The organism is Pseudomonas sp. BAY1663 (genome assembly GCF_000582595.1).
In the GTDB taxonomy this organism is placed as follows: Bacteria; Pseudomonadota; Gammaproteobacteria; order Pseudomonadales; family Pseudomonadaceae; genus Stutzerimonas; species Stutzerimonas stutzeri_AF.
In genome coordinates this window covers 12622-27947 of record NZ_AZSV01000032.1, presented here as the reverse complement: position 1 = coordinate 27947, position 15326 = coordinate 12622, and the positions used below count along the sequence as shown (strand labels likewise).

The 15326-nt window shown below is 64.8% G+C and carries 15 protein-coding genes; all 15 read right to left on the bottom strand.

Features of this window, described 5'->3' with window-relative positions; genetic code table 11:
- Nucleotide 1: 1 nt before the first annotated feature.
- Nucleotides 2-1324, bottom strand: coding sequence for a M20 family metallopeptidase (locus BAY1663_RS11230; RefSeq protein ID WP_037040671.1), 1323 nt, complete (start codon nucleotides 1322-1324; stop codon nucleotides 2-4).
- A 10-nt stretch (nucleotides 1325-1334) separates the two neighbouring features.
- The gene (locus BAY1663_RS11225; protein ID WP_037040666.1) at nucleotides 1335-2363 is read right to left on the bottom strand and encodes a 2Fe-2S iron-sulfur cluster binding domain-containing protein; all 1029 of its coding nucleotides are present in this window, start codon (nucleotides 2361-2363) and stop codon (nucleotides 1335-1337) included.
- Nucleotides 2364-2813: 450 nt separating this feature from the next.
- Nucleotides 2814-4220 carry an amidase gene (locus tag BAY1663_RS11220; protein ID WP_037040662.1) on the bottom strand — a complete coding sequence of 469 codons (1407 nt, stop codon included), beginning with the start codon at nucleotides 4218-4220 and terminating at the stop codon, nucleotides 2814-2816.
- Nucleotides 4220-5080 carry an alpha/beta fold hydrolase gene (locus BAY1663_RS11215; protein WP_037040660.1) on the bottom strand — a complete coding sequence of 287 codons (861 nt, stop codon included), beginning with the start codon at nucleotides 5078-5080 and terminating at the stop codon, nucleotides 4220-4222. Before BAY1663_RS11215 ends, BAY1663_RS11220 begins: the two co-directional genes overlap by 1 nt.
- Before the next feature lie 115 nt (nucleotides 5081-5195).
- Nucleotides 5196-6467 carry a Rieske 2Fe-2S domain-containing protein gene (locus tag BAY1663_RS11210; protein WP_256206692.1) on the bottom strand — a complete coding sequence of 424 codons (1272 nt, stop codon included), beginning with the start codon at nucleotides 6465-6467 and terminating at the stop codon, nucleotides 5196-5198.
- A 148-nt stretch (nucleotides 6468-6615) separates the two neighbouring features.
- A complete protein-coding gene (locus tag BAY1663_RS11205) occupies nucleotides 6616-7614 on the bottom strand; it encodes an AraC family transcriptional regulator (protein WP_037040749.1) in 999 nt (332 codons plus the stop codon).
- Between the two features lie 442 nt (nucleotides 7615-8056).
- Nucleotides 8057-8596, bottom strand: a complete 540-nt coding sequence (locus BAY1663_RS11200; protein ID WP_037040658.1) for a cupin domain-containing protein — start codon at nucleotides 8594-8596, stop codon at nucleotides 8057-8059.
- A 60-nt stretch (nucleotides 8597-8656) separates the two neighbouring features.
- Nucleotides 8657-9295, bottom strand: coding sequence for a zinc-binding dehydrogenase (locus BAY1663_RS25985; protein ID WP_371257615.1), 639 nt, complete (start codon nucleotides 9293-9295; stop codon nucleotides 8657-8659).
- Complete coding sequence (locus BAY1663_RS25980; RefSeq protein WP_371257616.1) at nucleotides 9199-9756, bottom strand: alcohol dehydrogenase catalytic domain-containing protein; 558 nt, start codon at nucleotides 9754-9756, stop codon at nucleotides 9199-9201. The genes BAY1663_RS25985 and BAY1663_RS25980 overlap by 97 nt, the downstream gene beginning before the upstream one ends.
- Nucleotides 9757-9910: 154 nt before the next feature.
- Entirely contained in the window at nucleotides 9911-10279 is a 369-nt protein-coding gene (locus BAY1663_RS25195) for a DUF1329 domain-containing protein (protein ID WP_256206696.1), read from the bottom strand.
- Nucleotides 10279-11181 carry a DUF1329 domain-containing protein gene (locus BAY1663_RS11190; protein ID WP_256206691.1) on the bottom strand — a complete coding sequence of 301 codons (903 nt, stop codon included), beginning with the start codon at nucleotides 11179-11181 and terminating at the stop codon, nucleotides 10279-10281. Before BAY1663_RS11190 ends, BAY1663_RS25195 begins: the two co-directional genes overlap by 1 nt.
- 20 nt (nucleotides 11182-11201) lie before the next feature.
- Nucleotides 11202-12785, bottom strand: a complete 1584-nt coding sequence (locus BAY1663_RS11185; protein WP_051497129.1) for a DUF1302 family protein — start codon at nucleotides 12783-12785, stop codon at nucleotides 11202-11204.
- Between the two features lie 65 nt (nucleotides 12786-12850).
- On the bottom strand, nucleotides 12851-13618 hold the full coding sequence (locus BAY1663_RS25975; RefSeq protein ID WP_371257614.1) for an efflux RND transporter permease subunit: 768 nt from the start codon (nucleotides 13616-13618) through the stop codon (nucleotides 12851-12853).
- Nucleotides 13546-14787: an RND family transporter gene (locus BAY1663_RS25970; RefSeq protein WP_371257613.1), complete on the bottom strand. Its 1242-nt coding sequence runs from the start codon at nucleotides 14785-14787 to the stop codon at nucleotides 13546-13548. Before BAY1663_RS25970 ends, BAY1663_RS25975 begins: the two co-directional genes overlap by 73 nt.
- A 21-nt stretch (nucleotides 14788-14808) precedes the next feature.
- Nucleotides 14809-15180, bottom strand: coding sequence for a hypothetical protein (locus tag BAY1663_RS25965; protein ID WP_371257612.1), 372 nt, complete (start codon nucleotides 15178-15180; stop codon nucleotides 14809-14811).
- Nucleotides 15181-15326: the final 146 nt, after the last annotated feature.

Here is a 15326-nt window from a genome sequence, read left to right as displayed (position 1 = left end):
CTTACAGGCCCATTTCATGGCGCGGCCGGCTCAGGGTGTCGATCAGCGCGTAGAGGATCTTTTCCGCGCAGGGCATCAGGTCCGGGATGTAGGTCGCGCCCATGCCGCCCAGCCCCTCGGCCACCGGCAGCGGTGCACCAGTCGCCGGCCACGGCCAGCCGATGCGGGCGGTGGGGACACCGTAGCGACGCAGCGCCGCGCCGTCGGTCTGGCCGGCGAGCATGTCCGGTTCGCCATGGGGGCGTTGCTCGATGAACTCCCAACCGCGCTTGCACGACTGGATGATCCAGTTCTCTGGATCGGTGGTGCCGCCCGGTGCCGAGCCGTACTGCTCCCAGTCCAGATCCAGGTCCGGGAAGCGTGCATTCAGATCGGCAACGAACTCGGCGAACTGCGCCTTGACGCTGGCCGGGCTTACGCGTGGATTGACGCGTACATCGAAGAAAATTTCGGTGACCGCGCTGGGGAACGCCGGGCGCTCGACCTGGCCGCCGCGCACGCCGGCGATCCAGCCATGAGGCTGGATCACGCCGCTGGTGTTGCGGTCGGTGTACTGCAGGATCCACTGCTGCAGCTCCTGGATCACTGTCGCAGCCGGCACCACGGAGCTACGGAAGCCCGGGATACCATGGGGGACGCCGGCATAACCGAGGGTGCCCTTGACCTTGAGCTTGAACCAGGCCATGCCCGGTTCCTCGTGGTAGACCCAGTTCCACGGCTTCATGATGATGGCGAAGTCCGGATACATGCCGCGGTTGAGCATGTGAATCACGCCGTTGGACATCCCGGCATGGCGCGCACCGATATCCACCGGCATGCCGCCGTCGGCCACTCCCAGCAGCAGATCGCCCTTGAGCGGGACACCGGCCTCGATCAGCGCGGTGGCCACCTCGGTCAAGGTGGCGATCATCGCCTTGGGGTTCGACGAGCCGAGGCCGAACACCCAGTCGTCGACCATCTGCGCATACGGCTGCAGGTCGGCTTCCTCGCCATCGCCGGTGAGAATCTCCTCACCCGGTGTGCGATCCAGGTGAGTATCGATCGGCGCATAGAGCAACACGGTCGCCCCGCCGCCACTGCCCCTGAACTCGCCCAGCGCATTGCCGGTAAGGTCGTTCATCGGGTAGTAGCGCGCCTTCATGCCGATCGACTGCATGTGCCGGCGCATGAACTCGCTGGCCTCGCGGGTAGCGCCGGTGGGGCTGTGAATGTTGGTCAGCTGGAACAGCAGCTTCTGCAGACGCTGGGGGTCGAGCTTGGCGCGGGCCAGTTCGTACCACTGGCTTTGCTCAGAGGTGAGCGGAAGCGAAGTTGTAGGTTTCATGCGCGGCTCCTCAGTGGCTGGCAACGAACTGCTCGGCGAAGATGTTTTCGGGTTTCACGCCCAGCGCGGTCAGGCGCTGGGTGGCGGCATCGATCATCGGCTGCGGGCCGCACAGGTAGGCGACGGTGTCCGGGCTGATCACGTCGTCTTCACGCAAGGCGCTGACCGGGCTGCCCGGATGCAGGCCGTCGCTGGCCTCGCGGTCGACGCAGATGCGGGTTTCCAGGGTCGGCAGCCATTGCTTGCGCAGCTCGATGTCTTCCAGGGAGAACAGCGCCTCGGGCACGGCGCAGCCGAAGCTCAGCAGCATCCGCGGCTTGCGCCCGCTGCCTTGTCGCAGGGTGTCGATCATCGACAGAATCGGTGCCAGCCCGGTGCCACCCGCGACGAAGATATGCGGTGCGCGCTTATGTTCTTCGCGCAGGAAGAACGCACCATATGGTCCGCTGAGGGTGAGGACCTGATCCCGCTCGGCCACGTTCGCGAGAAAATCGGACATGGCGCCGCCCGGCAGCAGACGGATGAGGAATTCCATCTTCGGCAAATCGACCTGGGTGCTCGACGGCGAGTAGCTGCGCAGCACCCCCAGGCCGGGCACCACGATCTGCATGAACTGGCCGGGGCGGAACTCCATCCACTCCCCGTCGGCAAGCTCCAGGGTCAGCTTCACCACATTGCTGGCGATGCGCTCCACGGAGTCGATGAAGGCATGGACTTCCTGCGCCGCGCAGGAGCCCACCTCGCTGCCGTAGCCAAGGTTGAAGGTGCAGTCCGAGTTGACCTGGGAAACGCACAGCAAGCGCTGGCCGGCCTCGTACTCACTGCCCAGCAGCGAGGAGCTGGCACCCGGCTGGGTAACCGCCTCGCCTTCGCTCAATGTGCAGATGCAGCTCGAGCAACCGCCGGAGCGGCACTGGTAGAGCACCGGCATTTCAGCCGCGATCGCCGCTTCGAGGATGTTGGCGCCCCGTGGCACGCTGAAGCTGTGGGTAACGCCATCGGCGAAGTTGAGGGTGACGTGATGCAGTTGTTCATTCATATCGGAATCCACCGGAATCGGGACTTGCTTGAAGCCGGGCTGAAGCGTGTGGGGTGCAATCCACCAGCGCCCCGGACGGGCTGGCCTTGTGCCGGATGTTAGGAAGCGACAGGGTGCGACTGCGCTCCCATGGCTACGCCGTTATCCCGAAAGTGCAAATTAAGTTGCGAAAGCACCAATGCCGACGGCCTGGAAAAGCCCCTGCACAGGCCTACGCCGCGCCACAGGGAGCGCAGACGCCGGAAAGAACGGGCATAGCTATCCGCCCGTGAAAAGCAACCGAATCACAGATAGGGCTCGCCACTCCACCCGCAAGCGCCTACGCACCCCGAAAGGTTCTGTCCCTGCTAACCGTTGCGAATGAACGTTGCCCGCTCCTACGGCGGCTCGGCATGCAGCCGCACATCGAGCAAGTCGGAATTGGGGCATAGCTATCCGAAAGGTTTCCTCTCAGCCGAAGCTCTGCGGACGCAACCGATGCCAGTCGCTCACTTTCTGCAGCGCCATGCCGGCGCGGCAGAGCAGCGCTTCGCCGCCCTTGCGGGCGATGAACTGGCCGCCGATGGGCAGGCCGCCAGCGGTCAGCCCGATGGGCAGGCTCAGGCATGGATGGCCACTGACATTGAATGGCGAGGTGAACTGGATCAGGCGGCGGTTGGCCTCCGGGTCCAGCGCCAGATTGGCGAGCTGCTCATGGGTCGGCGCGGCGTAGGGCTGCACCGGCGCCAGCACGACGTCCAGCTCGTTCATCAAGGCGTCCACTTCGCCGGTGAAACGCTGGGCCGCCAGCAGGATGCGCTGGTAATCCATGCCACTCAGGGCATGACCACCCTCGATCAGCCGGCTCAGGGCCGGACCGTATTCGCCCGCGCGCGCCGGATAGGTGCCGGCGTGGGCCACGGCGGTCTGTACGCCGCAGTGCATTTCCCAGTTGCCGCTCACGGCGCGGGCGTCCGGCATGTGGATTCTTCGCAACTGGCCACCAGCGCCGGCGATCAGTTGCATGACCTGCTGCAAGGCCTGCTGGATCTCCTCGTCGACGCCATCGCTGAGCCAGCGCTCATCGATGCCCACGCGCAAGCCGCGGAAGCTGTCGTCGATGCCCGGGATTTCCAGGCACACGCTGGGCAACGAGGTCGGGTCCAGCGGATCGTGGCCGGCGATGGTCGAGAGCAGGAACAGCGCGTCCCGCGCGCTGCGGGTGACCGGCCCGATATGGTCCAGGCTGGCGGCCATCTCGAAGGCACCGAAGCGGCTGACACGCCCCCAGGTCGGCTTGAGCCCGGTGAGGCCGTTGGCCGCGCAGGGAAAGCGGATCGAACCACCGGTATCGCTGCCCAGCGAGCCGTAGCAGAGCCCTGCCGCCGTGGCCACCCCGCAGCCGCTGGACGAGGCACCGACCCAATGATCGGCGCCCCAGGGATTGACCGGCGCCAGGATGTCGGGGTGATGGATGGCGAACGCGCCCTCGGTCATCTGCAACTTGCCGAGCATCACCACGCCGGCCTCGCGCAGGCGGGCGACCACGGTGGCATCCTGCCGCGGGATGCGCTGGCCATGCAGCGGCATGCCCGCCGCGGTGACCACGCCGGCGGTGTCCAACAGATCCTTGAAGGCCAGCGGGATGCCGTGCAAAGGGCTGCGGCAGAGGCCGCCGGCCAGTTCCCGCTCGGCCTGCCGGGCCTGTTCCAGGGCCAGTTCGGCGGTCACCCGGGCGTAGCTGTGCAGCGTGCCGTCGAGCGCGTCGATTCGCGCCAGCTGGGCCTCGGTGACTTCCACGGGGGAGATCTTGCGGCTGCGGATCAGCAGCGACAGTTCATGCATCTCCAGGTAATGCAGATCGCTGGGCAGGTTCATCATGCGGCTCCGATGAAGCTAATGGCCAGGGCGTTGAACTCGTCCGGGCATTCGCTCTGCAGATGGTGGGCGGCGTTGCCGAATACGTGGAGCTGCGCCCCGGGCAGGCGGTTGAGCATCATCATCGGCACGTCGATGCTGCCGAACCAGTCATGCAGCCCCCAGCACATCAGGGTCGGCGCCCGTACCCGATGCAGCTCCGGCAGCAGGTTCTCCCACTCGCCGAAGGCGCCGGGCGTCTGCAGCAGGCGGATGTAGTCCGGGTTGTCGCTGGCCTCGAAACGCAGGCGCAGGTTTTCCTCGTCCAGGCGGCTGTCGTCGTGCAGTTCGTAGCGCTGCAGCAGCCGGCGCAGCTTGTCCGGCGTCGGCCCGCCATCGGCCAGGTAGTAGTCGCTCATCAGCGTCGCGGCATGCTTGCTGAACAGCGGCAGCGGCGCCATCGCCCCCTGGTCCACGGGCTGCGAGCCTATGGTGACCAGCCGCCCGACCCGCTGCGGATGGTCCACGGCCAGGCGCAGCGCGACGCAACCGCCGAAGGACTGGTTGATCAGGTGCGCGCGGGCGATGCCCAGGGCATCCATCAGCCCCAGCAGCTTACTGGCGTGCCAGCCGAACAGCGGGCCCTGCACCGGGACCATGGCGGAGCGTCCGAACTGCGGCAAATCGACGAAGTAGCACCGGTGATCGGCCGCGAACGCGCCGGCACTGAGGCGAAAGTTGCTCCAGGCCGTGCTGCCCGGCCCACCGCCATGGGTGAATAAGATCGGCAGCCGTCCGGTGTCCCGGCCCAGCACCTGGTAATGCAGGCGCACGCCGTCGACCGCGACGAACTGGCTGTCGCTTGGGGTTAAGTACGACATAACGGATTCCTGAAACAGGCGGGCCAGCCCCGGTCGAGGCCGGCCCGAAGGCATCACTCTTCGATCTTGCGGACCCTGTAGCCCGGACGGTGGCCGTCGGCGGTGTCCTTGAAGATCAGGCTGGTGTCCTTGCGGGCGCCGGCCACGCCGCGCCCCGGCTTGGCGATGCCGCGATTCCAGCGCGACGCATCTTGCGCCAGGTGATCGGCGAGACGTCGGTGGCCACCAGTTGCTCCTCGTCCCAGCCGGTACCGTCGGAGTAGAAGTTCTGCATGGCTTCGCGGGCGTACAGGTCGCAGTCGTTGAAGCCGTGCAGGCACAGCGGCTCGTACATGTACTTGTAGCGATAGTCGAATTTCTTCACGTCTTCTTCGGTCGGGCACACGCGTACCAGGATTTCCCAGTACTCGTGGGTATCGTCGGTGATCGGCACGTACCACTCGTACTGCACCACATGCTCTTCCGGCCAGTTCTCCACCATCAGCACCCCCGGCAGAACCACCGAAGTGCGGTAGAAGCGACCATTCAGGCCTTCCACCTTCAACCCCAGAGGGCCGTTCTCCAGGATCGGCTGCCACTTGTCGGTGAACAGCCACTGCATCAGGCCTTTCGGGCCGTCCTCGTCCTCGACCACGCTGATGCAGTCGTCGGCGGTCGGCAGGATGCCCAGCGGCAGCACCCAGTCCTTGGCATGGACGATGGCATTGTCCTTGTGCACCAGGATGTGAGCGTTGTCGAAGCCGTTCTCGCAGGCGATGCGCCAGTTGCCGTAGCCGGTGCGGTGCATGCCGCGGATCTGGGCGTTGTCGTCCATCACGCTCGGCGAGGATGGCCACAGCGGGTGCGGGAAGCGCTCGCTGTTCTCCGGGAAACGGAACGGTAGGTCGTGGGACAGCGGCGGGACGTCCTCGTCGGGGAAGTCGTCCTCGCGCACGAAGACGAAGATCATGCCGTTGACTTCGTGCACCGGGTAGGTGGTGATGCCGGTGGTCCCCACCAGCTTGTCGTCCGGGTTGGCGACGATGGTGACCAGGTCACCGCTCTGCAGATCGAAGGTGAACCCGTGGTACCAGCAGGAAATGGTGCTCTTGTTGAAGCACATGGGCTTCTCTGACAGGCGTACGCCACGGTGCAGGCACTGATCCTTGAGACAGTAGACCTTGCCGTTGACCCGGCGCAGCACCAGCGGCACGCCGCAGATCTGGATGCCTTCGACCTGATCCTCGGGCAGCTCCTTGCTGAATAGGGCCGGGTACCAGTGGTTGATGAAGCCCCAGGCAGCATCCTTGTAGGGCTGGTACTGGCTCTGGGTCTTGGCGTTGTTGGCGCGGGCATCGCTGATGCCGTGCTTTACCACACGGCGCCGGACGATAGGCTGCTCGGACATGATTACCCCCTGGTTGTCAGGAAAGACGCCACCCCATGTGGCGCTTTTCAGTCATCCTAAGAAGCCATGTCCGCGCTGACGCTCCCGAAACCGTTGGGCTTATCCCGTCAGTGCCAAAAGATGCGAATTGCCGAACGCCCCGGCACGCTCAGCGCGCCAGGGTCTCGGAGGGGCTCTCGCCGAAGCGACGCTTGTAGTCGGTGGTGAAGTGCCCGAGGTGACTGAAGCCCCAGCGGAAGGCCACGGCCGTCACGGTATCGCCACCGGGCGCCAGCCGCTTGAGCTCTTCGTTGACCCGACGCAGGCGAATTTCCTTCAGGTAGAGCATGGGCGAAGTATTGCGGTAGCGGCGGAACCCGGTGAACAGCGAGCGGCTGCTGACGCCGGCATGCTCGGCCATGTCGACGATGGAGATCGGCTCGTGGGCCTGTTCCTCGATGTAGCGCTCGACCCGCTTGACGAAGGACGGCGCCAGCGACGGCCCCTCTGACGCCAGTTCGGCCGAATAGGTATGCGGCTGGTTGGCCAGCAGCAGGCTGACCAGGCCACTCTCCAGCTGCGCGACCATCAGCGGCGGGATTTCATCATCCTGCGACACGCAGTCGTAGACCCACCCCACCATCCGCAGCCAGCGCGCACCGGCCACGGTGTTCAACGGCATGCTGGAGTCGAACTCGATCTGGTTCCGCAACGTACGCCCCAGCAATTGCTGGCAATGCCGCTCGAGAAGGCTACGATCGATGCGGATGATCAGCTTCTCGGTATTGGACGCGTGGTTGATCAACGTGGGGGTATGGCTGTTGAGCACGGAGCCCATGTGCGGGTTGCACACTACGCGCTGCGAGCCGACCTCGATTCGCTCCTCCCCGCGGATGGGCATCTGCACCAGGGCGAAGTTCTCCATCACATCCGGCCTGATTGTCACCGCACCGCCGTAACTCATGCGGCCTATGCCGATGCTGCCGATACGCCGGTAGTAGATGCGGGTGTTGACCGCGCCCTTGCTATCCACGGCGCACAGGCGGTTCTCGCAGAAGATCTTCTCACCCCACTGGCGAGCCTCTTCCAGGTCATGGGTACGACAAAGCTCATAACGCGCCAGCACGGCTTCTGGCGGTGTAACTGGACGGAAACTCAACTGTTCCATTTGCATGACCCTCTTCGGTCTGGCCAGGCAACCAGATCGATTTGCACGATTCTTATGCGATCCCGAGTCGTGCCCGGGATCATTCTTGTTATTGCAATCGCTAGCTGAACCGACGCGGGCCAAAGCGTCCTTTCAGGTGCTCCGGTTCAGTGCAAGGCATAGCGTGGTCATCTGCCGATGGTGCGGTAATCCTTCCCTTTGGCCTGAACACCAGCCGCTCCAGGCCAATGGGTGTTCGGTTCGTCGTGACCACAGTCCTGATCAAGCATTAAGCATGCCTATCTTCATGGCCCATCGCAGCGCCGTGCGATGGGCCGGAGGTATTTCCTCCCGTTCGGTGTCGATCAGCGTCGGATGAGACGACATGTCCTTGTTATGAATGACAATGGAAAGAACCGGAGACGGCAGGGAGCCGTCTTCCAGCTCGGCCAGGGCCCACGTCTCACACGCGTTTCGCGTGCACCATCACGAACATCATCCGGGCCGGAGTGTTACCGGTGTTACGCCAGGCGTGGCGGGTACCCATCTGCACCAGCACATCGCCTGCTCTCACCACGGTGGTTTCACCTTCGTCGAGGACGAGCGTCAGCTCCCCTTCCAGGAGCACGCCGTAGTCGATGGTGTCGGTGCGATGGAAACCCGGTGCGTCCGGCTCGAACAGCTCGGCCAGGCCGGGCAGCCGGGCGGCCATTTCCGCCCCTGCCGCCTGCAGCCGTTCTTCGCTGGGCAGTACCTCCGGCTCCGGCGGGAAGGTCACCAGCATTGCGCAGGTGCCGCCCGGCCCGGGCAGGACGGAAGTCGGCCGGGCCGGCGGATCGGGCTGCACATTGCCGACCTGCGGCGCGGCTTCGGTCTTCCAGAACATCGCGGCACTGAAGCCCGGAACATTACTGAACGGTTCGTCACCGGGAATCGCACCGGCGCTGACGATCCGCGAGCGGCCCCGGGCATCGTGCCCGGTGACGACGCGTTGTGCTCTCATCCTGTTTCTCCTCGTGGCCGCCAGCGCCATCGACATGCGGTACCGGCGGCGTCACTCATCTCACAGATGAAGAATGTGGAAGTTGCTGAAGCCGTTGCCTTCGGCCTGGATCTCGTCCAGCGCCTCGTTGAGCTTCTCCAGTGGATACGGGCGGTTTTCCAGAATGGACAGGTCGAGGATCCCCGACTCCACCATGCTGGCCATCTCTTCGCCTTCGCTGGTGGTGAACCACAGCGAGCCGAGGTACTGCAGCTGGGCGCACATGAAAGGATGCGGATCAATGGGAATGGGGCCGGCCACGCCACCGATCTGCACGATGCGACCGCCGCGGGCGACCGCCTGCATGGCATCGACGGATAGCTCGGTGGGTGCCTTGGCGCCAAGGGTATCGAGCATGCAATCGACGCCCGCCGGCAGCAGTGCCCGGACTTGCTCGGCGATGCGGCCTTCGCCGATGCGGATCGGCACCACACGGCGCGGGTCCAGCGCCTTCAGGCGCTCCAGCGCCAGGGCATCGCGCGCCACCACCAGCACGCGGGCGGCGCCGAAGGCCAGGGCCAGCAGGGCCGCCCCCACGCCCAGGGTGCCGCTGGCCCCGAGGATCAGGATGTTCTGCGCCGGGCGCAGCGCCGCCTTGCGGATGGCCGAATAGGCAGTGCCCAGGTAGCCGAAGCGGGTGGCGGCGGCGAAGCCAGGCAATCCGGCAGGCGCACCAGGCTGTGCACGTGGGCGGTCATGTACTGGCTGTAGCCCGCGTACGGATAGCGTTCGAAGACCTGCTGCGAACCGGGACCGAAACCGAAGTAGCCGGTGAAGGTGTAGGACTCGCAGCGCGGTGCGTTGCCCTCGCGGCAGTGACGGCACTCGCCGCAACCTACGCCGGGATTGACGTAGACGCGATCGCCGGGTTTGAACGCGGTGACGTGGGTGCCCACGGCGGCCACGGTACCGGCCGAATCCAGGCCGAAGATGGCTGGCAACCTGGGCAGCGGCAGGAAGGGATACCACTCGGGGAAATGGGTGGTGACGTTCTTCAGGTTGGGGATGATCCCGCTGGCGGCAACCTTGACCAGTACGTCGTGGGGGCCGGGGCTGGGTATCGGGATCTCGTCGACGACGAAACGACCACCGATCTCGTGCAGACGAGCTGCTTGCATCATGGACACGGGGCACTCCTCGGATCGCGGCTCCGATACGAAGCGGTCGATCCTGTCTTGTTGTTTTTCTGGTTATGCGCAGCCAGGACGGATGCGTCACGCGAAAGGCCCGCCCCTCACGGGGCCGGGCCGGTACACAAGGTGATGAAGCCGGGCCTCAGCGGCCCGCCGCCTGCAGCGCCTGCAGGGAGAAGTCCGAGGCCTTGGCGTCGAAGTTGGTGCGCCAGGTGCTGGTGTCGATCAGCGAAATCGTCGCGTGGTTGCGCTGGAAATCGATCACCGCCCCCACGGTGGTGCGGATGTCGCCGTCGGCCGGGTTGGAATAGGAATGGAATTCCATGAACTTCCAGAACTCGCCCTTGCGGTTGTAGGCCTCGCCGTAGTGGATGCGCGGGTACTGGGTATCGATGTACAGCACCTTCTTGCTGTACGGGTGGATCGACGGCGTGATGGCCTCCACCACGTAGACTTCACGCACTTCGTAGCTGTTGCCGGTCATGTTCCAGTACGGCGGGTTCGGATCCATCACCGGGTAGCGCTCGGCGAAGCTCTTGCCGTCCTTGTTCCAGATATCGGCGCCTGCTTGCTCGCAGTCACCGCCAGGATGTTGCGCTTGCCCAGCAGGCGGTACTCGGGATACCAGCAGGGGCGCGCGTTGAAGATCTCCAGGTCGTCCTGCAGTTGGTCGGAGGAGCCCACCGGGTCCATCCAGGCGCCACCGGAGAGCTGGCGCACGCGGCGCACGGCGGGAATGTAGGCCCAGACGCTGTTCACCTTGTCCGAGTCGTACATGACGGTATAGGTCCCCAGGCCCTTCATGTCCGAGGGCGACTTGAAGTACAGCAGCTGGCGGCCACGCTCGCTGCCGTCACCCTCCACCGTGCTGTCACCGGTCAGCCGGCCCTTCATGGTGTAGCGGGTGAACTCGGCCACCGGCTCGGCATGCACTCCTTTCTTGCCATCGACCAGCAGCTGGGTGTAGCCCGGAACCTGCGACACGTCACCCACCAACTGGCCCAAGTGCCAGTTCCAGAGGATCTTCTCGGCGGCCTGCGGGTCCTTCTCGTCGATCTCCGGGAAGGGTGCGCCGGCACCCCAGCCGTCGACACGACAGGCTTCCCGGTTGATCGAAGTCTTGCCGGCGTTGGCCTGGGAGGCCGCGACCCAGCCCGGGTCGAGCGGAACTTCCCTGGAGGCCGCCAGCGGCATCTGCATGCCGCTGTTGCGGATACGCCACTCCAGCTTCTCGGTCAGCAGGCTGGCAATGCTGTGGCCCTCGAAGGTCTGGTCCTTCAACTGGTCGATGTTGGCGGCCGTGATCACGGTGCCGGCCGGCACCTCGGCGGCATTGGCAATACCGATGAAACCGCCGGCGGCGATCAGGCCGGCCAGCAGAGGGGTACGCAACGCATGACGGAAATGGGTCATCTCGTGGTCTCCGTTTGGGCTCAGAACAGGTAGGTCAGGCTGGTGTACAGCTGGTCGCGGTTGTGCAGGTAGCCGAACAGCGTGGTGTTGTCGGTCAGCGGGGTATCGCTGTTCTCGTAATGGCCGTCGTCCCAGAACAGGTCGTACTCAACCTTCCAGCGCAGCTTGCTGCTCAGTTCGAAGGTCACCGAGGGGATGGCGAAGCCGCCGCCGTTGCTCAGGTCGGAGCCGACCACCAGGTTCGGGCGGATACGGCCGTTGGCGTAGCTCATGTCGAAGATCGCGGTGCCCATGACCGTGTGTTCCTTGGCTTTGCCGCCCCAGCCGACGCTGTACAGCAGGTTGTCGTCCTCGTCGTAGTTCTGCACCCACTTGTCGAACAGCTGCACCGAGAAGAACATCGGCTTCTCGGTGCCCAGCAGGTTCTGGGTGAAGGCCAGGTTCTTGTCCATGCGCAGCATCAGCGCGACCACGTCCTTCTTGACCCAGCCATCGAAACCGGGCGCCACCAGCTGGCTCATGATGGTCGGGTTGTCCAGGGCGATGTTGTACGGCGCGTCCTTGATGTAGGCCATCTCGGTGCTGAACACGGCGTCGGTTGCCGCGGAATAGCTGCTGGCGGTGACGCCGAAGATGTCGACGATCGGGTAGATGACCTCGCCGGCCACGCCACGGGTCCGCTCGCCATTGAGCGCTCCGCTCGGCAGGTCGGGCCGGCCGATCAGCGCCTGGTTGTCGGAGGCGTTGAGGATCGGGGCGTTGTAGTAGGTCTTCAGGTACGACAGCGAGTAGTTGGTATCGCCCCACAGGCCGTTCCAGCGGATGCCGCCGGTGATGTCGTGGCGGTCGCCCTCGTCGTGGTTGTAGTTGTAGGGGTCGACATTGCGGAAATCGACGCCGGCATAGGGCTGGCTGGACCAGCGCCCGCCATAGATGTCGATCTCGGTGCCGCCGATGTCCCTTTTCGCATCCAGGCCGGGGCGGATGAACGTCTCGATGCCGCCGTTGAGCTCCGGCACGTCGATGTTGAACTTGGCCATGATGTTGGTCTTGCGCAGCTCCTCGTTGGCCGGTTCGAGGAACGAACGCCAGGTGTTGTCGAAGCCGTGCACCAGGTCGTTGGCGGCGAAGAAATCGGTCTCGCCCCAGGCGATCTGCTGCTTGCCGAGGCGTACCCAGGTGCGCTCGCCCATGGGGAAGTCCACGTACAGTTCGCGGATGTCGGTCTTGTTGTAGAGATCGGTGATGTCGCCGCGGCCATCGGCCTCGTGGTAGTTGTTGGCGCCCATCTCCTCCAGGTGCTCGAGGAAGTTGGTCTCGATCTCGCGCACGCCGCGCAGCTTGGCGACCACGGAGAAGGCGTCGCTCGGACGCCATTGCATGTTCAGGCGCACGGTGCTGCGGGACATCGACAGCTTGCCGCGATCGTCGTAATCGGGCGTGTCCTCCCAGTTCTTCATGTTCCAGGACATTTCCTGGCGCAGGTAGCCGTCGTAGCTGAAGGTGTCGGCCAGCACCGGCGTGCTCGCCACGCCGAGTGCGACGGCCAGGGCCAGCTTGCCGAATGCGGACCGCGGTAGTTCGCCACGGATGAGTGTGTGCATTGGATGTTCTCCCCAGGGTTTGCGGCAGTGATTGATCGGGTTGTGGTTGTTGTTCTTGTTACGTCTCAAGCCATCTGGAGCGCCGAATCGTTGCCAACGGCGACCGCTGCCCGAGTGCGCTCGCCGAAGACGAAGCGCGGGCGGAACACGTAGAGCAGCGCCGGCATCACGAACAGTGCGCTGAAGGCGGACACGGACAGCCAGATCGCCATCAGCAGGCCCATCTCGGCCTGGAAGCGCAGCGACGACGCCCACCACAGCAGGGTGGCGAAGACCAGCACGCTCGCCGTCACGATCACCCCCATGCCGGCGGTGTGCAGCGCGATGCGGATGGCCTCCTCCGGGCTCTTGCCGATGGCGATCTCTTCCTTGACCCGGTCGGAGATGTAGAAGGCGTAATCCACCCCCAGCCCGATCCCCAGGGCGGCTACCGGCACGGTATTGATGTTCATGCCGATGCCCTGCCAGGTCATGAAGGCGAAGGTCAGCATGTTGGAGATGATCACCGGCACCATGAACACCATGCCGGCGATGGAGGAGCGGTACACCGCGGTGCAGATCAGCGCCAGCACCAGCAGGGCCAGGGCGATCGCTTCGACCTGGCTGGCCAGGATGATCTCGTTGACCGCAGCCATCACGCCGATCAGGCCGCCGGCCAGTTGCCACTCGCCGTCGTCAAGCGGGTTCTGGGCGATGAACTCCTTGATGCGTGCAACCGCGGTGCGGATGGTCTCGCCCTGGCGGTCGCGGAACATCAGGGTCACCGCGCCGTTGGCGTACTGCTCGTCGGCGAAGCGCGAGATGTCGCCGGGTTCGGATACCGAATCGAGCATGGCCACCAGGCTGCCGTTGATGGCGCTGCTGTCGCCCAGTTCGAGGTAGCGCGGGTTGCCTTCGCGCAGGCTGAGGTTGACCTGCGGCAGCACGTCGGCCAGGGAGACGGAGCCCCCCACTTCCGGCTGTGCTCGATGAAGCGTTGGAAGCTGTTCATCGCCTGCAGCGCTTCGCTGGTCTTCATCAGGCCGCGGTTGCCGTCCTCGCCGAGCACCACGAACATGCGGTCCACGCCCTCGAAGCGGTTGTTGATCGCGTCCGCATCGACGTTGTAGGTCGATTCCGGCCAGAGGATCGGCGACCCCGGGTTGGCATCGCCGATCTTCAGGTTCAGCGAGTAGAAGCCGGCGCCGACCACCAGCAGAAAGCCGCCGCCAAGGACAACGTAGCGCGCACGCGACAGGCTGACGGCCGTGGCCAGATCCAGCACCCGGTTCAGCAGCGGGATACAGTTGAGCGGATGCACCATGCCGTGCGGACGGCGAATGAACGACAGCATGACCGGCGTCAGGATCACCGCGCTCACGGTCAGCGTCATCACCCAGACGCAGGCCAGCACGGTGAGCTTCTGCAGCATCGGGATCGGGCTCAGGGCCACCACCGCCATGCATGCCGCATCGGCGATCACGCCCAGCATGCCGGGACGAAACAGGTCCGCCAGCGCCACCCTGGCCGCAGTGCGCGAGGTATCGGCATTGGCCGGCAACAGTTCCAGCTCGTCGTCGAAGCGATTGACGATCTGCACCGAATGGGACACGGCGCGGGAGGTGATGAGCATGGCGACCACGATCACCAGCGGCTCGAAATGGATGTCCAGCAGGTGGCAGATACCTAGCGCCCAGGAGGCACTGACCAGCCCCGCCAGCAACGGCAGCATCACGCCGCGCCAGGTGCGCAGCAGAATGAACAGCATCACCAGGGTGACCAGCAGCGCCGCGCAGACCAGCTGGAAGGTCTCCGGCAGATAGTGGCCTACCCATCCGTACAGGATCGGGTCGCCGACCACGCGGATGTTCACGCTGCCGTCGTCGACACGGTCGATCAGGCTGCGAATCTCATGGAACACCTTGCCGTACTCGACCTGCTCGTCGATGAAGTCGACGGTGACGAGCGTCGCCTGCAGGTCCTTGGATACGTAGGGGCCGTAGACCAGGGGGTTACGCAGCACCGCCTGCCTCAGCTCCTGCATCTACGCGGCGGTCTCCGGCAGGTCCGGCCACATCAGCGGCAGGCTGACGATGCCGGTGGTGGAGGCGCGGACTTCCTTGAGCTTCTTCGACGCCAGCGAGGTGATCTGGTAGGGGTTGACCGCCGAGACCTCGCGCAGCCCCATGGTCACTTCGCGCACCTTCTCCAGGACCGGCTTCTGGAAGATGTCGCCCTCGTCCACCTCGAACATGATGGTGACCATGTTCGAACCGCCGAAGGTGTCCTTGAACTTCTCGTGCGTCTGCACGTATTCGTGGCGCGAGGGCAGCATGTCCTCGAAGACAGTGCGCACCTCGATATGCAGGGCGGACCAGCCCAGCACCAGGGTCATGAGCAGCAGAGCGCTGGCCACCCAAACGCTGCGCCGGATACAGAACGCGGCTATCCGATCGATCATTGAAATGCTCTCGCTTTGTTAGGCAAATGAGGGGTTCAGGGCTTGAGCTGCGACCAGCGCCGGCCATCCCAATGGCCGATGTCCGCACCGGCGAGCCAGAG